This is a genomic window from Shinella zoogloeoides (genome assembly GCF_003574625.1).
Taxonomy (GTDB): Bacteria; Pseudomonadota; Alphaproteobacteria; order Rhizobiales; family Rhizobiaceae; genus Shinella; species Shinella zoogloeoides_A.
Genome location: NZ_QNUJ01000003.1, coordinates 218015 through 235665, shown reverse-complemented (window position 1 = coordinate 235665; position 17651 = coordinate 218015). Strand labels below are relative to the sequence as shown.

At 65.4% G+C, this 17651-nt stretch carries 18 protein-coding genes; 10 read left to right on the top strand and 8 right to left on the bottom strand.

Translation table 11 applies throughout. The features are described from left to right. Position 1 precedes the first annotated feature (1 nt). From DSD28_RS07130 to DSD28_RS25795, 3 genes are read right to left on the bottom strand one after another with little or no spacing between them, the layout of a single operon-like run. Positions 2-1543: a sugar ABC transporter ATP-binding protein gene (locus DSD28_RS07130; protein ID WP_119255686.1), complete on the bottom strand. Its 1542-nt coding sequence runs from the start codon at positions 1541-1543 to the stop codon at positions 2-4. Further along, positions 1540-2190 (bottom strand): DUF2291 family protein, encoded by a 651-nt coding sequence (locus tag DSD28_RS07125; protein ID WP_119255685.1) that lies wholly within the window; start codon positions 2188-2190, stop codon positions 1540-1542. Before DSD28_RS07125 ends, DSD28_RS07130 begins: the two co-directional genes overlap by 4 nt. Next, positions 2183-2320 carry a hypothetical protein gene (locus tag DSD28_RS25795; protein WP_162911287.1) on the bottom strand — a complete coding sequence of 46 codons (138 nt, stop codon included), beginning with the start codon at positions 2318-2320 and terminating at the stop codon, positions 2183-2185. Before DSD28_RS25795 ends, DSD28_RS07125 begins: the two co-directional genes overlap by 8 nt. Positions 2321-2962: 642 nt before the next feature. Here DSD28_RS25795 and DSD28_RS07120 point away from each other — a divergent pair. The 8 genes from DSD28_RS07120 to DSD28_RS07085 all read left to right on the top strand — a co-directional run bounded on the left by DSD28_RS07120 (position 2963) and on the right by DSD28_RS07085 (position 11356). Continuing rightward, on the top strand, positions 2963-4513 hold the full coding sequence (locus DSD28_RS07120; protein ID WP_119255684.1) for an FGGY-family carbohydrate kinase: 1551 nt from the start codon (positions 2963-2965) through the stop codon (positions 4511-4513). Positions 4514-4562: 49 nt separating this feature from the next. Further along, the gene (locus tag DSD28_RS07115; RefSeq protein WP_119255683.1) at positions 4563-6074 is read left to right on the top strand and encodes a glycerol-3-phosphate dehydrogenase; all 1512 of its coding nucleotides are present in this window, start codon (positions 4563-4565) and stop codon (positions 6072-6074) included. A gap of 8 nt (positions 6075-6082) precedes the next feature. Then, positions 6083-7018, top strand: a complete 936-nt coding sequence (locus DSD28_RS07110; RefSeq protein WP_119255682.1) for a sugar phosphate isomerase/epimerase family protein — start codon at positions 6083-6085, stop codon at positions 7016-7018. 146 nt (positions 7019-7164) lie between these two features. Further along, positions 7165-8109 carry a sugar-binding transcriptional regulator gene (locus DSD28_RS07105; protein WP_119255681.1) on the top strand — a complete coding sequence of 315 codons (945 nt, stop codon included), beginning with the start codon at positions 7165-7167 and terminating at the stop codon, positions 8107-8109. 77 nt (positions 8110-8186) lie between these two features. Further along, the gene (locus DSD28_RS07100; RefSeq protein ID WP_119255680.1) at positions 8187-8963 is read left to right on the top strand and encodes a DeoR/GlpR family DNA-binding transcription regulator; all 777 of its coding nucleotides are present in this window, start codon (positions 8187-8189) and stop codon (positions 8961-8963) included. Beyond that, positions 8960-9730, top strand: a complete 771-nt coding sequence (locus DSD28_RS07095) for a triose-phosphate isomerase (RefSeq protein ID WP_119255679.1) — start codon at positions 8960-8962, stop codon at positions 9728-9730. The genes DSD28_RS07100 and DSD28_RS07095 overlap by 4 nt, the downstream gene beginning before the upstream one ends. 13 nt (positions 9731-9743) lie before the next feature. After that, positions 9744-10202 carry an RpiB/LacA/LacB family sugar-phosphate isomerase gene (locus DSD28_RS07090; RefSeq protein ID WP_119255678.1) on the top strand — a complete coding sequence of 153 codons (459 nt, stop codon included), beginning with the start codon at positions 9744-9746 and terminating at the stop codon, positions 10200-10202. Between the two features lie 191 nt (positions 10203-10393). After that, positions 10394-11356 carry a sensor domain-containing diguanylate cyclase gene (locus tag DSD28_RS07085; protein ID WP_162911286.1) on the top strand — a complete coding sequence of 321 codons (963 nt, stop codon included), beginning with the start codon at positions 10394-10396 and terminating at the stop codon, positions 11354-11356. A 6-nt stretch (positions 11357-11362) separates the two neighbouring features. On the opposite strand, the gene DSD28_RS07080 is transcribed toward DSD28_RS07085, so the two are convergent. After that, positions 11363-11860: a hypothetical protein gene (locus DSD28_RS07080; protein ID WP_119255677.1), complete on the bottom strand. Its 498-nt coding sequence runs from the start codon at positions 11858-11860 to the stop codon at positions 11363-11365. 249 nt (positions 11861-12109) lie between these two features. On the opposite strand from DSD28_RS07080, the gene DSD28_RS07075 reads away from it, so the two are divergent. After that, entirely contained in the window at positions 12110-13384 is a 1275-nt protein-coding gene (locus DSD28_RS07075; RefSeq protein WP_119255676.1) for a DUF3419 family protein, read from the top strand. After that, positions 13381-14028 carry a class I SAM-dependent methyltransferase gene (locus tag DSD28_RS07070; protein WP_119255675.1) on the top strand — a complete coding sequence of 216 codons (648 nt, stop codon included), beginning with the start codon at positions 13381-13383 and terminating at the stop codon, positions 14026-14028. Before DSD28_RS07075 ends, DSD28_RS07070 begins: the two co-directional genes overlap by 4 nt. 43 nt (positions 14029-14071) lie before the next feature. Here the strand turns inward: DSD28_RS07070 and DSD28_RS07065 are convergent, their stop codons facing one another. The 4 genes from DSD28_RS07065 to DSD28_RS07050 form a co-directional block, all read right to left on the bottom strand. Beyond that, positions 14072-15244, bottom strand: a complete 1173-nt coding sequence (locus tag DSD28_RS07065) for a pyridoxal phosphate-dependent aminotransferase (RefSeq protein ID WP_119255674.1) — start codon at positions 15242-15244, stop codon at positions 14072-14074. 30 nt (positions 15245-15274) lie between these two features. After that, entirely contained in the window at positions 15275-16048 is a 774-nt protein-coding gene (locus DSD28_RS07060) for an amino acid ABC transporter ATP-binding protein (RefSeq protein ID WP_119255673.1), read from the bottom strand. 34 nt (positions 16049-16082) lie between these two features. Further along, entirely contained in the window at positions 16083-16751 is a 669-nt protein-coding gene (locus DSD28_RS07055; protein ID WP_119255672.1) for an amino acid ABC transporter permease, read from the bottom strand. Between the two features lie 70 nt (positions 16752-16821). Next, positions 16822-17601: an ABC transporter substrate-binding protein gene (locus tag DSD28_RS07050; protein ID WP_119255671.1), complete on the bottom strand. Its 780-nt coding sequence runs from the start codon at positions 17599-17601 to the stop codon at positions 16822-16824. Positions 17602-17651 lie beyond the last annotated feature (50 nt).

Genomic DNA, 17651 nt, shown 5'->3' with positions numbered 1-17651 from the left:
CCTAATGGGCATGCACGGCTTCGCCGGAGGCGGCCATGATCTGTTCTTTGGTCGCGTCGGGACCGAATTCGGCGGAGATGCGGCCGCGCCGCATGACGATGATGCGATGGGCGATGCTCAGGCATTCACCGACTTCCGAGGTCGTGTAGACCACGGCGAGCCCCTGTTTCGCGCGCTCGGCGAGCAGCTTGAAGACCTCCGCCTTGGCGCCGATGTCGATGCCGCGGCTCGGCTCGTCGAGCAGGATGACCTCGGGATCGGTCGCCAGCATCTTGCCGATGACGACCTTCTGCTGGTTGCCGCCCGACAGCGAGCCGATGGCGGCCGCGCCGCCGTCCGTCTTGATATGCACCTTGCGGATCGCGCTGTCGACGAGCCCGCCTTCGCGTGACGTCGAGGTGAAGAGGCCGCGCGTGAAGGCGCCGAGGCTGGCGAGCGAGAGGTTGCGGCCGACGCTCATGGTCTGCACCAGTCCGTCGCGCTGGCGGTCTTCCGGCACGAGCACGAGGCCGTCGCGGATGCATTCGGCGATCGACTGGCCGGTGACGTCCCGGCCCTTCAGCACGACCTTGCCGGCGGTGGATTTCAGGCGGCCCGCGACGGTTTCGAGCAGTTCCGTGCGCCCGGCACCCATCAGGCCGTAGATGCAGACGATCTCGCCCGCGCGCACCGACAGCGACATGCCGTCGACGACCGAATAGCCGGCGCCACCCGGATCGGGAACGGTCAGGCCCTCGATGGAGAGCGAGACATCGCCCATCTGGTAGCCGGCCGGCGGCGAGCCGAGGTCGAAATTATCGCCCACCATGTGGCGGACGATCCATTCGAGGTCGATGTCCTTGCGCTCGGCATAGGCCGTCATCGTGCCGTCGCGCAACACCACCGCATGGTGGGTGATCTGCAGAGCCTCTTCGAGGTGGTGCGAGATATAGACGATGGAGACGCCGCGGCCGGTCAGGTCGCGGATGACCTTGAACAGCACCTCGACCTCGGAGGCCGACAGCGCCGAGGTCGGCTCGTCCATGATCAGGATGCGCGAATTGACCGAAAGGGCGCGCGCGATCTCGACGATCTGCTGCTGGCCGAGCCGCAGGTCCTCGACGAGCGTCAGAGGATCGATGTCCTCTTCGAGTTCTTCCATCAGGAGGCGCGTCTGGCGCTCTTCCTCGGCGAAGTCCACGCCGGTGGAGGTCATGATCTCGCGCCCCATGAAGATGTTGTCGCGAACGTTCATGTTCGGGGCGAGGCTGAGCTCCTGATGGATGATGGAGATGCCGCGGTCACGTGCTTGGGAGGATGACGCGAAGACGACCGGTTCCCCATCGAGAATGATTTCGCCCGATGTCGGCCTGACCACACCGGAAAGGATCTTCATCAGCGTCGACTTGCCGGCGCCGTTCTCGCCGAACAGGGTCGTCACCTGCCCGCGATGGATATCGAAATTGACGCCCTTGAGGGCATGGACGCTGCCGTAGGATTTCGCCACGTTGCGCGCGGCAAGAACGACTTCGCCCTTCTGTCCGGTTTCGGGGATCGCGCTCATTGGACGTCGAACCTCACGGGCGTGACGATCCAGCTCTTCGGATTGACGAGCTTGAAGACGCCGATGACGGAAACGGTCTTGCCGGAAAGCGCCGCCGGATCGAGGCCGTCGAGAACGACCTTCTTGACCTCGTTGTTGATGGCGGAACCGGCATCCTGGTATTCGATCTGGTTCTTGAACTGGCCGAACTCGATCTGCCCCGTCGCATCGCGCAGGTCCGTGCCGTTGAGCGCAGGGCCGGTCTGGACCCGCACCGTCAGCTCGGGCGGCAGGCCTTCGACGGCGACGACGTTGTAGTTCGCCTTGCGCTCGCCGACCACGCCGGTGAACTTGACCGGGAAGACCGGGCCGGTGGAGGTGTTGACGCCGTATTTCTCGCTGGCGGCCTTCTTGTCGGCGGCGATCGCCTGCGACAGCTCGACCGCGTCGGCAGCGCGCGTCTCGACGCTCTGTTTGATGATCGGGAACTGCTCGGCACCGAAGGCCACGGGCGAGAATTTCTGGACCTGGACGTCGGCCTCGGAGCCGATCTGCACGATTTTCGTGTCGAAGGCCATGGCTCCCAACAGCACGACGACGGCGGCGATGCCGATCCAGCGGTAGCTGCGGGCGGGCCGGGGCGATTTCGAGAGCGTGGCGTCAGTCATGTCGGATGGCCTTGCGGTTGAACGGTGAAAGCGTCAGCGGGCACGCCGGCACGATGCCGGGGACATCGACGGGCCGGAAGACACGACCATGGCGCCAGGGCCGCGTGCCGATGCCTTCGAAACGGAACATGTCATGATGCCCTCCCCATGAACGCGCCGGCCGGATCTCCTCTTCCGCCTTGCGCTGCAGTGCACACTTTCTCGCAGTTGCGATATATGTGTGTGATATGTCGCAGTATATATGTTAAATTAACACGAGCTGTCAATCGGCCTTTTTGCGGGATACCGGAACTGATCAGCTCGTTTTCTCCGGCCACCCGTTGCGCCGGGCGCATAAGCACGCCGGAGAGGCGCCTGTGGAAGCTAGGCTCTCCCCGGCAGGAGAGCGAATGACATGCAAGCCTCAATACACTGCTATTAAAAGATAAGTTGTGATCCTTGAGTCTTTTTCCCAAGGGTCGGCATGTTTTATCGAGCGACCTCGATTGAAGGCGACCAGCAAGAATGGCCCTCCGCACACAGCCCAAGGAAGCCCTCCGTTACTCTCCAGCATAACTGAAAAATAATTCGTTGTGCGAAAAATTTTACGAGACATATGGTAACTTTATGATATGTTCCTTCGCGAAGTCCGGGCTATCCCGTGGCGCTCCCTTGACCCAATCTGGCGGGACAGCCACGCGCGCTTTCGCGAAGGACGATCGGGAGGATCGAATGCTTTGTTTCACGTCAGGCGAGACGGTGCGCACTGTCGCGGCATCGGCAGGCGCACGCCATGGCTGAGGCCGCCGACCTGATCATCGGCATCGACGCCGGAACCTCCGTCATGAAGGCCGTCGCCTTCACGCTCGCCGGTCGCCAGATCGCCAGCGCCTCCGTGCGCAACAGCTACAGCACCGGCGACGACGGCTCCGTCACGCAATCGCTCGACCAGACCTGGCTCGACTGCGCGCGCGCCCTGCGCGGGCTCGGCGAGAAGGTGGAGAACCTTTCCGCCCGCGCCGCCGCCATCGCCGTCACGGCGCAGGGCGACGGCACCTGGCTCGTCGGCGCCGGCAACCGTCCCGTCGGCGATGCCTGGCTGTGGCTCGACGCGCGCGCGGCTCCCACCGTCGAGCGGCTTGCCGCGAGCGACGCCGACCGCCAGCGTTTCGAGGCGACCGGCACCGGCCTCAACACCTGCCAGCAGGGCACGCAGCTTGCCCATATGGACCGCCATTTCCCGGAACTGCTCCCCGGCGCGCAAGTCGCGATGCACTGCAAGGACTGGCTCTATCTGAACCTCACCGGCGTGCGCGCCACCGATCCGTCGGAAGTGAGCTTCACCTTCGGCAATTTCCGCACGCGCCGCTATGACGACGACGTGCTCGCCGCCCTCGGCCTGACGCACCGCCGCAACCTGCTGCCCGAGGTGATCGACGGCACCGAGACCACGCATCCGCTGACGGCGGAAGCTGCCGCTGCCGCGGGCCTCAGGGCCGGCACACCGGTCTGCCTCGGCTATGTCGACATGTGCATGACGGCGCTGGGTGCCGGCGTGCGCAGCGAAGGCCGCAATGCCGCCTGTTCCGCCATCGGCTCGACGGGCGTGCATCTCCAGGCGAAGGCCGTTTCCGACGTCGTCCTCAATGCCGAGCGCACCGGCTACGTCATCGCGCTCCCCATCCCCGGCATCGTCACCCAGGTGCAGACCAATATGGGCGCGACGATCAATCTCGACTGGCTGCTCCAGCTCGGCGTTGACCTTCTCGGCGAATTCGGCGTCACCGTCGGCCTCAACGACATGATCGGCCGCGTCGACCAGTGGATCGCCGCCAGCAAGCCGGGCAACATCCTCTACCACCCCTATATTTCCGAGGCCGGCGAGCGCGGCCCCTTCGTGAATGCCCGTGCCCGCGCCAATTTCACCGGCCTTGCCAGCCGCCACCGCTATCCGGATCTCGTGCGCGCCGTCGTGGAAGGCCTCGGCATGGCGACGCGCGATTGCTACGCAGCCATGGGGGCCCTGCCCTCGGAGCTGCGAGTCAGCGGCGGCGCTGCCCGGTCCGCCTCGCTGCGCGGCACGCTGGGCGCGGCGCTCGGCGCGCCGGTACGCGTCAGCACGCGTGAGGAGGCGGGCGCCGCCGGCGCCTCGATGATGGCGGCCGTCGCCATCGGCGCCTACCGCACGATGGACGATTGCATCGCCGACTGGGTGACGCCCGAGCTCGGCGCGGCCGAGCAGCCGAAAGCCGAAGACACCGAACGCATGAACCGCCTCTTTGCCGCCTATTCCACCGTGCGCCGGGGCATCGCGCCAGCCTGGGACATCCTGGCCGCGCGCTGACGAAACGACGAGTGCGCCCCCTCTGCGGCCGGCGCTGAAGGAGACCCAAATGAACGAGCCCGAGCTTATTGACCTCTTCGTGATCGGCGGCGGCATCAACGGCGCCGGCATCGCCCGCGATGCGGCGGGCCGCGGACTGAAGGTCGTGCTCTGCGAGAAGGACGATCTGGCCGAGGGCACCTCCTCCCGTTCCGGCAAGCTGGTGCACGGCGGCCTGCGCTATCTCGAATATTACGAATTCCGCCTGGTGCGCGAGGCGCTGATCGAGCGCGAAGTGCTGCTCAACGCCGCCCCGCACATCATCTGGCCGATGCGCTTCGTGCTGCCGCACAGCCCTCAGGACCGTCCCGCCTGGCTCGTCCGGCTCGGCCTCTTCCTCTACGACCACCTCGGCGGCCGCAGGAAACTGCCCGGCACGCGCACGCTGGACCTTGCGCGCGATCCCGAGGGCACGCCGATCCTCGACCAGTACACCCGCGGCTTCGAATATTCCGACTGCTGGGTGGACGACGCCCGCCTCGTGACCCTCAACGCGCTCGGCGCGGTGGAAAAGGGCGCCGTGGTGCTGACCCGCTCGCCGGCCGTTTCCGCCCGCCGCGAAAACGGCGTCTGGATCGTGGAGACGAAGAGCCGCTTGACGGGCGAAACCCGCGCCTTCCGCGCGAAATGCGTCGTCAACTGCGCCGGCCCGTGGGTATCCGACGTCATCAACCGCGTCGCCGGCTCCAATTCCACGCGCAACGTGCGCCTCGTCAAGGGCAGCCACATCATCGTGCCGAAGTTCTGGGCGGGCTCCAACGCCTATCTGGTACAGAACCACGACAAGCGCGTCATCTTCATCAACCCCTACGAGGGCGACAAGGCGCTGATCGGCACCACCGACATCGCCTATGAAGGCCGCGCCGAGGACGTTTCGGCCGACGAGACCGAGATCGACTACCTCTTGAAGGCGGTGAACCGCTACTTCAAGGAGAAGCTGCGCCGGCAGGACGTGCTGCATTCCTTCTCCGGCGTGCGCCCGCTCTTCGACGACGGCAAGGGCAATCCCTCAGCCGTCACCCGCGACTATGTCTTCGACCTCGACGAGACGGGCGGCGCGCCGCTGCTCAACGTCTTCGGCGGCAAGATCACCACCTTCCGCGAGCTTGCCGAGCGCGGCATGCACCGCCTCGGGCACATCTTCCCCAATATGGGCGGCGACTGGACGGAGAAGGCCCCGCTTCCCGGCGGCGATATGCCGAACGCCGACTACGAGACCTTCGCCAACGGCCTGCGCGACACCTATCCCTGGATGCCGCGCAGGCTGGTGCACCATTACGGCCGCCTCTACGGCACGCGCACCGGGCTCATCGTCGGCGGCGCGACCGGCCTCGACGGGCTCGGCCGGCATTTCGGCGGCCAGTTCTACGAGGCGGAAGCCCGCTATCTCGTCGCCACCGAATGGGCGCAGACGGCGGAGGACATCCTCTACCGCCGCACCAAGCACTACCTGCACCTGACGGAAGCCGAGCGCGCGGCCTTTGCCGACTGGTTCGACGCCGCCCGCCCTGCCGCCGCCTGAGGACGACCATGCCGCTGACGCTTTCGCTCAACACCAATCCGCTGGTCAACCGCTTCGCCGATCCCGACGACCTGATCGAGACCGTCGCGCGGGACCTTCGCCTGCGCGACCTCCAGTTGACGCACGAATTCATCAATCCGAGCTGGAACGCCGCGACGATCCGCCGGCTGACCCGCCGGATGGACCGCGCGCTCCAGCGCACCGGCGTGCGCGTCACCTCGGGCATGACCGGCCCCTATGGCCGCCTCAACCATTTCGGCCATCCGGATGCGGATGTGCGCCGCTATTATGTCGACTGGTTCAAGACCTTCGCCGACATTATCGGCGATCTCGGCGGCACCTCCGTCGGAACGCAGTTCGCCATCTTCACCTACAAGGACTATGACGACCCGGCCCGCCGGGAAGAGCTGATCCGCATCGCCATCGACTGCTGGGCGGAAGTGGCGGAGCATGCGAAGGACGCCGGCCTCTCCTGTGTCTTCTGGGAGCCGATGAGCATCGGCCGCGAATTCGGCGAGACCATCGCCGAATGCGTCAGGCTTCAGGACCGGCTCACCGCCGCCGATATGGCCGTTCCCATGTGGATGATGGCCGATATCGACCATGGCGACGTCACCTCCAGCAACCCGGACGATTTCGATCCCTATGCCTGGGCGCGCGCCGTGCCGAAGGTCTCGCCGATCATCCACATCAAGCAGAGCCTGATGGACAAGGGCGGCCATCGGCCCTTCACCGCCGAGTTCAACGCCAGGGGCCGCATCCAGCCGGAACCGCTGCTGAAGGCCTTCGCCGAGGGCGGCGCGGTCGACAACGAGATCTGCCTGGAACTCTCCTTCAAGGAACGCGAGCCGAACGACCGGCAGGTCATTCCCCAGATCGCCGAAAGCATCGCCTTCTGGGCGCCGCATATCGATACCGGTGCATCCGACCTCAAGCTGGGCTGACCGCGTCCGGGCCGCTTGCCGCGGCATCGCACGATGCGGTTAAAACAAAAGCCAGAGCATTTCCGGCGGATCGGAATTCACCGGAAATGCTCTAAGACGGGATATGAAAAACGCTTTTTCTTGCACAGCAGGACAGGACATCGCCGATGACCGACAATGAAGACTCCCTCGCCGTCCGCGCCGCCTGGCTGCACTATATCGGGGGCTTCACCCAGTCCGCCGTGGCCAAGCGCCTCGGCATTCCCTCGGTCAAGGCGCACCGGCTGATCGCGCGGGCGGTCGCCGAGGGCGTGGTCAAGGTCAGCATCGACGGCGATATCGCCGAATGCGTCAATCTCGAAGTGGCGCTTTCCGAGCGCTACGGGCTCGGTTACTGCGAGGTGGCGCCCGATGTCGATGACGACGCGCTGGCGCTGACGACGCTCGGCCATGTCGGCGCGGATTTCCTGCGGCGCGAGATCGAGCGCGGCGAAGTCGCCGTCATCGGCCTCGGCCATGGGAGAACGCTCTCGGCCGCCGTCCATCACCTGCCCCGCATCAGCGCCAGCGGCACGCGCTTCGTCTCGCTGCTCGGCGGCCTCACCCGCAACTATGCGGCCAATCCATACGATGTCATGCACCGCATCGCCGCCAAGACGGGCACGCAGGCCTATGTGATGCCCGTGCCCTTCTTCGCCAACACGGAGGAGGACCGCGAGGTGCTGCTGTCGCAGCGCGGCGTCAGCGAGGTCTTCGACCTTGCCCGCAATGCCGACCTGAAGCTCGTCGGCATCGGCACGGTCGACAACCAGGCCCATCTCGTCACGTCGGGCATGCTGCAGGCGAACGAGCTGGAGGAGATCCGGGCCCTCGGCGGCGTCGGCGAGCTGCTCGGGCACTTCTTCGACGGCAAGGGCCGCATTCTGGAAACATCGGTGACGGCGCGGACCCTTGCCGCCTCCTTCTCGGAAACCGGCGACGACCGCCTCGTCGCCATCGCCGGCGGCTCCTCCAAGACGGAGGCCATCCGCGCCGTGCTGCACAGCCACAAGCTCCACGGCCTCATCACGGACGAGGCGACAGCGCGGCTACTGCTGCAAAGCTCCGCATGAAAATCACAAAATCACAAATTCAATGTTATGATTTGTGAGATTCATGTTATAGAGCTGCGGACACACGGAGGAAGCGGGTGAAACGGGAAGAGCGAAGGCAGGAGATCATCAATCTTCTGGTCGAGAGCCGCGCCGTCGAGCTCGACGAAGTCGCCGCGCGCTTCGGCGTTTCCAAAATGACCATCCACCGCGATCTCGACGATCTCGAGCGGGCCGGCGTGCTGCGCAAGGTGCGCGGCGGCGCGACGATCGATGCGGGCACGCAGTTCGAAAGCGACTTCCGCTTCCGCGAACGGCAGGAAGCGGATGTGAAGCTGACCCTTGCCCAAACCGCCGCCGAACTGGTCGAGCCGGGCATGACGGTCATGATCAATGACGGCTCGATGGCCTCGGTGCTCGGCGACGTGCTGTGCTCGAAGAAGCCGATCACCATCATCACCAACAATGCCGCGATCATGGAGCGGGCGAAGGGCATTTCCGGTGTCACGCTGGTCGGGCTCGGCGGCACCTATTCGGCTAAGTTCAACGCCTATCTCGGCATCGTCACGGAAGAGGCGCTGTCGCGCCTTCGCGCCGACATCGCCTTCATCTCGGCGCCGGCCGCCTCAGGGCGCCTTGCCTATCACATGGACGAGGCGGTGGTGCGCGCCAAGCGCGCGATGATGGCCTCCAGCCGCCAGGCATGCCTTCTCGTCAACAGCCGGCGCTTCGGCCACACGGCGCTGCACGTCCTCGCCGACCTTGCCGAATTCGACACAGTGATATCCGACAACCCCCTGCCCCACGATACGACGGCCGAGCTTGCCGACCGCAAGACCGTGGTGCGCATCGCCCACAAGGAGACAACGACATGAGCCAAGGCCGGAACTTCTGGGTCGGCACGAGCTGGAAGATGAACAAGACGCTCGCCGAGGCGAAAGCCTTTGCGGAAGGCCTCAAGGCCGCCGACGGCGACCGGAACGCCCGCATCCAGCGCTTCGTCATTCCGCCCTTCACCGCCGTGCGCGAGGTCAAGGCGCTGCTCGCCGACACCTCCGTCAAGGTTGGCGCGCAGAACATGCATTGGGCCGACGAAGGCGCCTGGACGGGCGAGGTCTCGCCCGTGATGCTGAAGGATTGCGGCCTCGACCTCGTCGAACTCGGCCATTCCGAGCGCCGCGAGCATTTCGGCGAGACGGACGAGGCGGTCGGCCTCAAGACGGAAGCGGCCGTGCGCCACGGCCTCGTGCCGCTGATCTGCATCGGCGAAACGCTCGCCGACCGCGAGAGCGGCCGCGCGGCGGAAGTGTTGGCGCGGCAGGTGCGCGGCGCCTTCGGCAAGCTCGAAGGCGCGCAGAAGCAGGCCGAAATCCTGCTTGCCTACGAACCCGTCTGGGCCATCGGCGAGAAGGGCATTCCCGCGACCGCCGACTATGCGGATGCGCGCCATGCCGAGATCGCGCAGGTGGCGGAAGACATCCTCGGCCGTCGCATCCCCTGCCTCTACGGTGGATCGGTCAACCCGCAGAACTGCGAGGAACTGATCGCCTGCCCGAATATCGACGGGCTCTTCATCGGCCGCTCGGCCTGGAAGGTTGAAGGCTATCTCGACATCCTGGCGCGCTGCGCCGCAACGATCTGAAAGGAGATCTCCCATGAAACTTGCCATTGCCGGTGACAGCGCGGGCGAAGGCCTCGCAAAGGTCCTCGCCGACCACCTGAAGGACCGCCACGAGGTGCACGAGATCTCGCGCACCGATGCCGGCCCGGACGCTTTCTACGCCAATCTCTCCGACCGCGTCGCCTCGGCCGTCATCGCCGGGGAATATGACCGCGCGATCCTCGTCTGCGGTACCGGCATCGGCGTCTGCATCTCGGCCAACAAGGTGCCCGGCATCCGCGCCGCGCTGACGCACGACACCTATTCGGCCGAACGCGCCGCCCTTTCCAACAATGCCCAGATCATCACGATGGGCGCCCGCGTCATCGGCTCGGAACTCGCAAAAGCCATTGCCGACGCCTATCTCGCCCAGACCTTCGACGAAAACGGCCGCTCGGCCGGCAACGTCAAGGCGATCGACGAGGTCGATGCGAAGTACAACGCCGGAAAGTAAGCCGGCACCCGGCGCCGCGCCTTCACCGGTGCGGCGCTCCCCCATGGGTTTCTGCACAATTTCCTCCTTCCTTTTGATGAAAAGCAAGTCGGGGCGCTCTTCTCCCCACGGAAGCGTCGCTTTCAACAAATGCGTCTAACGCTTTGTTTAAGAGTAGCATCTAGATTTCCGATAACAGCCATCCTGAGGACATGAAGCCCTTGGTCGACACGGAAGCCATGCTGCAATTGGCGCAGCTCGTGGAGAATGCCGGATCCCTCGTTGCGGTCTTCGACCCGGAGGACCGCCTGCGCTTTGCAAACCAGGCCTTTCGCGCCGCCTGGTTCATCGATGACCATGAACAGCCCCTCTGGCCCGACCTCATGCGGCGGAATTTCCATGCCCGGCGTGGTACCATCGTCGTGACGCAGGATTTCGAGACATGGCTGCGCTCCACGCTGGCACGGCGCGGCAAGACGGGCTACCGCGCCTTCGAGACCGACCTTCACGACGGGCGCTGGCTCTGGATGACGGAGACGATGCAGCCGAACGGCTGGATGCTCAGCGTCGCGAGCGACATCAGCTTCATCCGCACCGACGAGCGCACGCTGCGGCAGGATCGCGACTTCGCCATCAGGGCCTCCTTCACGGATGACCTGACCGGCCTTCCCAGCCGCCGCTTCGCGATGGCGCGGCTTGCGGAACTCGTCGGCGCATCCGGTGGCGAGGCCCGCGATGTCGGGTGCCTTGCCGTCCTCGACATCGACAATTTCAAATATATCAACGACCGCTTCGGCCACAGCGTCGGCGACGCCGTCCTGAAGGACTTCGCCATCACCCTGCAGCGCCATCTGCGCAAGACCGATATCCTCGGCCGGGTCGGCGGCGAGGAATTCCTTCTCATCCTGCCGAACACGGTGATGGAAGATGCCGAAGCCATCCTCGAGCGCATGCTGGCGGCGGTTCGCCATTCCCGCCCCGTGCCGGACCAGGCGAGCTTCCGCTACACTTTCTCCGCCGGGCTTGCCTGGGCGGAAAGCGGCGAGGAGCCGAGCGACATCTACCGCAGGGCCGATCTTGCCCTCTACGCCGCCAAGATGCGTGGCCGCGACCAGCTCAGCATCGAGATCCAGCCCCGGCGGCATCTCGGAGAGGCAAGGGCGGAACAAGGATAGTCGGCGTCATTTCCACTCGTAGGTCTTCTGCGCGCGGTGCGGGCGTTCCGCGACGAAAGCGGCCTGATCCATCGCATTCGAAACGAATTGCAGGGCATCGCCGTCGTCGTTGAACCCGGCGAAGACCATGAGCATGGAGCGGGCGGCGGGCTGGCCCTTCTTGCGATAGGAGAAGTTGACGGCGCAGTGCGGATAGCGCGCATCCAGCGTCTCGGAGGCAGCATCGGTCAGCGCGACGAACTGCCCAAGCGCAAGGAACCGGTCGATGGCGGCAAACGCCGCCGCGCGGGACATCTGCTGGTTGGCGCTGGCGGCCGCCGGCCGGCCGTAGAAAAGACTGTCCGTCTGCCCCTTGCGCCGCTTCGTCTCATAGACGACGAGGCCGCCGGCCACGGCCAGTTCCAGACGCACGTCGAAGGTCTGGAACCCTTCGGGGCGGCTGTCGAGATCCGTAAACAGCGTCCGCAGGTCGGCAATGTAATCGGCATAGAAGGCAACGTTCATCGGGTGCGTCCGTCTGTTGTCGGTCGAGTCGGGGCGGGCATATCACAGGCGCATGCCGGGCGACACTATCTCCACGCAACGTCATCCCCAGGCCCGAAGCGCGGATGTCATGCGGGTGTCATCGCGATCTGCTGAAACGAGCCCCATGTCGTTCGGCAATCGGGGCGATCGGGCGAAGCCTCACGCAAGGCTTATGCATCGCTCCCGGCCGCGGCGAGAGAGATGTTCCAGCCTGGGAAACGTACCCCGATGATCGAAACGGCCACCTCCGCCATCCCTTCTCCTGTAGCAGCGCGCGCGGACGGGGCAGCCAAGCGCCTCCATCGCGCCGTGCGCCGCAATCCGCTGCTGACGCCTTCCGGAATGTCGGAATATGTCTTTTCGCGGCTGTTCCGAAGCCTCGTCTATGCGCAGATCTGGGAAGATCCCGAGGTGGACATGGCAGCGCTGCAGATCGCGCCGGGCAACAGCATCGTCACCATCGCCTCGGGCGGGTGCAACGCACTTTCCTACCTCGTCGCCGATCCGGCCCGTATCGAGGCGGTCGACCTCAATCCCGCGCATGTGGCCTTCAACCGCCTGAAACTCGCGGCGGCGGCCCGCCTGCCGGATTACGAAACCTTCTACCGCTTCTATGGCAGTGGCGACGACCGGCGGAACATCGCGGCCTATCGCACCTATCTGCAACCCCATCTCGACGCGGAGACCCGCGCCTATTGGGAAGGCCGCACGGTGACCGGCCGCCGCCGCATCTCCATCTTCCATCGCCGCCTCTATCGCCACGGGCTTCTCGGCGGCTTCATCGGGCTCGGCCACAAGATGGCCCGGCTCTATGGCGCCGATCCGCGCGGATTGCTCGATGCCCGGACCATGGAAGACCAGCGGCGCTTCTTCGACGAGACCCTCGCGCCGCTGTTCGACAAGCGGCTCATTCGCTGGGCGACGGGGCGCAAGAGCTCGCTCTTCGGTCTCGGCATTCCGCCGCAGCAATATGAAGCGCTTTCAGGCGCGGGCGGCGACATGGCGACGATCCTGCGCCAGCGGGTCGAAAAGCTTGCCTGCGGCTTCCCGCTATCGGAGAACTACTTCGCCTGGCAGGCCTTCGGCCGCGGCTATGGCCCCGGCGACAGGGCGCCCTTGCCGCCCTACCTCGCCCGGCAGAATCACGAGACTATTCGCAGCCGCGCTTCCCGCATTTCCATCACCAACACGTCGCTGACGGAATTCCTCGCGGCCAAGCCCGCCGGTTCGGTCGACCGCTTCATCCTGCTCGATGCGCAGGACTGGATGACGGACGGGCAGCTTAATGCCCTCTGGGCCGAGATCACCCGCAGCGCGGCCCCCGGCGCGCGTGTCATCTTCCGCACGGCGCCGGCCGAAAGCCTGCTGCCCGGACGGCTCGACAATGCGCTTCTCGACCGATGGGCCTATCACGAAGCGGAATCGCGCGCCCTGCACGAGAGGGACCGCTCGTCGATCTATGGCGGCTTCCATCTTTACGTGCTGAAGGACCAGGCGGCATGAGCGCGGTCTCCGACCACGCCCTGCTGATGGACCGGATCTACCGCTGGCAGCGGCGGTTCGGCATCTATGACGCGACGCGCAAATATTACCTGCTCGGCCGCGACCCGATGCTCGCCGGCCTCCGCCCAAAGCCCGGCGGCGCGGTGCTGGAAATCGGCTGCGGCACGGGCCGCAATCTGGTGAAGGCCGCGATGCTCTACCCCGAAGCCCGCTTCCACGGCATCGACATTTCGCAGGAAATGCTCGCGGCTGCAGAAGATGCGATCGAGGGCGCCAGCCTTGGCGACAGGGTCCGGCTGGCGCGGGCCGATGCCGCCGCCTTCGATCCGCAATCGGCCTTCGGTGAGAAGGGTTACGACCGAATCTTCATTTCCTACGCCGTCTCGATGATCCCGCAATGGCGGCATGTCGTGGCGGAGGCGATGACGCGCCTTGCCCCGGGCGGCGAGCTGCACATAGCGGATTTCGGCGATATGCAAGGCCTGCCGCGCTGGTTCGGCCGCGCCATGACCCGCTGGCTCGACTGGCATCACGTGACGCCGCGCGCCGATCTCTTCACCGTCGCCGCTGAACAGGCCGGGCGCAGCGTGGAGAAGCGGCTTCACCGCGGCTTCTCATGGATCACCATCATCCGGAAGGATTGAAGGCGGACGCTCCCGGTGCGTTCGGACCGGGAGCGGCATGGTCCTACTTGCGCAGGAAGTCCTTGAGGCGCTCGAGGCCGTCGACGAGCTTGTCTTCCGAGACGGCATGGCACCAGCGCAGCCAGCCCTCGCCCTCTGCGCCGAAGGCGGCGCCCGGTGCAAGACCGAGGCCCACTTCCCGCACCAGCCGCTGCGCCAGCTCCAGCGAATTCTCGTAGCCTTCGATGCGAAGGAACGCATACATGGCGCCGCCGGCTTCCGGTACGCTCACGCGGTTCATGCCGCGCAGGCCCTCGACGAGAAGCGCGCGGGTCCTGGTGAGATGGGCGCGCAGGCGCTGTACTTCCCCCTCCCCCTCGCGGATCGCGACGGTCGCAGCCCGCTGGGTCGGCTCGAAGATGCAGGAGAAATTGTACTCGACCAGCTTGGTCGCATCCGCGATCAGCGCGTGCGGAACGACCATCCAGCCGACGCGCCAGCCGGTCATCGACCAGGCCTTGGAAAAGCTGTTGACCGCGAGAATCCGGTCGCCTTCCTGATAGTGCCGCAGGAAGGACGGGGCGAAGGACTGCGCGGCATCGTAGACCAGACGCTGGTAGACCTCGTCGGCGAGGATCCAGATGCCGTGCTTGCGGCAATGGGCGAGGATGGTGCGGATGCTCTCGTCATCGATCGTCCAGCCCGTCGGGTTGTTGGGCGAATTGATGATGACCATGCGCGTGTCCGGCGTCAGCGCGGCAAGCAGCTTGTCCACGTCGAGCGACCAGCGGCCGTCATCGACCGAGAGCGCGACGCGCTCGACATTCGCGCCGAGGATGAGCGGCGCCTCGCTGATATTCGGCCAGAGCGGCGTAACCGCCACCACGCGGTCGCCCGGCGACAGGACGAGCTGCAGGGCGATCTGCAGGCCGCTCATGCCCGAACCGACGGCGATCACCCGGTCGGCGGAAATGCTGCAGCCGAGAAGCGCACTCTGGTAGGCCGCGATTGCCTCGCGCAGATAGGGCCGGCCGAGGTTCTGGGAATAGAACGTCTCGCCTTTCAGGAGAGAGTCCGCCGCCGCATCGCGGATGAACTGCGGCGTGGGCGTGTCGGATTCGCCGAACCAGAATGGCAGGACATTGGATGCCCCCATCGCGGCATTCGCGACCTCGCGGATGAGCGAACTGGAGAGCGCGCGGACAGCAGGCCGCGCTTCGACAGCGGTGTCAATCATCGTGCGTGACTTTCGTTTATGCGTTTTGAATCAGCCGGCAGCGCCATGCATGATGGAGCTGAGGAAGGCCTTGGCGCGCTCGGTCCGCGGCGTGTCGAACAGCGCATCGGGCGCGTTCTGCTCGATGATCTGGCCGCTTTCCATGAAGACGACGCGGTGCGCTACGCGGCGGGCAAAGCCCATTTCGTGCGTCACGACGAGCATGGTGACGCCCGTTGCCGCAAGGCTCTGCATGACGTCCAGCACCTCGCCGACCATTTCCGGATCGAGCGCCGAGGTCGGCTCGTCGAAAAGCAGGACCGCCGGTTCCATGGCGAGCGCGCGGGCAATCGCCACGCGCTGCTGCTGGCCACCCGAAAGCTGGTCGGGGAACTTTTCCATATGCGCGCCGAGACCGACGCGCTCCAGAAGCTGGCGGGCGCGCTTTTCGGCTTCCGCCTTGGCGATGCCGCGCACGCGGATCGGCGCGATGGCGACGTTGCGTAGCGCCGTCATGTGCGGGAAGAGGTTGAACTGCTGGAAGACCATGCCGACTTCGGCGCGCACCAGCGCAAGGTTCTTGCCCTGCTCCACCTTCACGCCATCGACGACGATCTCGCCGGAGGAGATGGTCTCGAGACGGTTGATGCAGCGGATCAGCGTCGACTTGCCCGAGCCCGACGGCCCGATGATGGCGACCACCTCGCCGCGCTTGACTTCGAGGTTGACGCCTTGCAGCGCGTGGAAGGTGCCGTAGTGCTTTTCGACATTGCGCATCGCAATGATCGGGTCGGCGCTCGAAGGCGCAGGCGTATTCTGGCTCATGTCGGTTGCTCCGAAAAGGCTGCGGGCGCACCCATCAGCGCGAGGGCTTCTTGCGGGCTTCCAGGAAGCTGACCAGGCGCACCAGCGGCAGGAGAAGGATCAGGTACAGCAGCGCGGCGCCGACGAGGGGCGACGGATTGGCGTAGAAGGCCTGCGTCTGCGTTGCCTGCTTGAGAAGGTCGGGCATGGCGACGACCGAGCCGAGCGCGGTATCCTTGATCAGGCCGATGGACACGCCCGTGGTCGGCGGTACGACGAGACGCATCGCCTGCGGCAGGATGATGTCGGACATCATGCGCGGCCAGCCGAAACCGAGCGACTGCGCGGCCTCGAACTGCCCCTTCGGTACGGCCTCGATGCCGGCGCGGAAGGTTTCGGCCATATAGGCCGAGGCGACCGCCGAAAGCGCCGCCGCCGCCGCCCAGAAGGAGGACAGGCGGATGCCGACGAACGGCAGGGCATAATAGACGAGGATCAACAGCACCAGCAGCGGAACCGCGCGGAACAGGTCGATGTAACAGATGGACAGCCAGCGCAACGGGGTCGGCGCGTAAAGACGAACCAGAACCAGCAGAAGGCCGAGCGCTAGAGAAATCACAAGGCTCACCGCGCCGAGCTGAACCGTCAGCCAGAAGCCCTTGAGCAACAGCGGCGCCGCCTGGATCAGCACGTCGATGTTGAAGAATGTCGTGAACAGATCCATGCGATCCCTCGATGGAGTGTTCGGCCCGGACGCATCCAAGCCGAACGTTGATTGGGAGTGGACGGGAGGCTTAGCGCCCCGGAATCGGCTGAACCGTAATGGTGCTCGAATCGGCGGCGGCGTCGATGCCGAACCACTTCTTGTGCAGCTCCGCCAGCTTGCCGTCCTTCTTCAGGTCGGTGATGATGCCGTCGACCTGCTCCAGAAGCGGGCTGCCCTTCGGCAGCATCAGGCCGAACTGTTCCTGCGTCGGGATGGTCGCGACGATGGCGAACTGCGGCTTGTCCTTGATGTAATAGGCATCGATCGGGCAATCGTGCACGAGGCCGTCGATACGGCCCGTCGCGATGTCCAGCATCGGGTCCTGATTGCCGTCGTAGCGGTTGACCGAGCCGATCTTCAGCTTGCCTTCGTTCTCATTGGCCCACATCTCGCCGGTCGTGCCGGTGATGACGGCGAGTGCCTTGCCTTCGAGGCCCTCGACACCCTTGATGCCGCTGGCCGAAGCGACCGTCAGGCACTGGTTGGCATCGTAGAAGGGCTGCGTGAACGAAACGGCTTCGAGACGCTTCGGCGTGATGGTGATGGAGCCGATGGCGATATCCGAGCGGCTCGACTGAACGGCCGCGAACAGGCTCTGGAACGGCATTTCCTGGAATTCGACCGTCTTGCCGAGCTTTTCGCCGACGAGGTTCAGGAGGTCGACTTCGAAGCCCATCAGGGTGCCGGCGCCGTCCTGGAATTCGAAGGGCGGGTTGGCGATGTTGGTCGCGACATTGATGTTGTCGGCATGGGCGACGGTTGCACCGACGACGAAGAAGGCCGATGCGAGCAGAGACTTGAGTTTCATGGGGTCCTCCCGAGATTGACGTCCGCTGTCTACCAGATGCCGGCATGCCC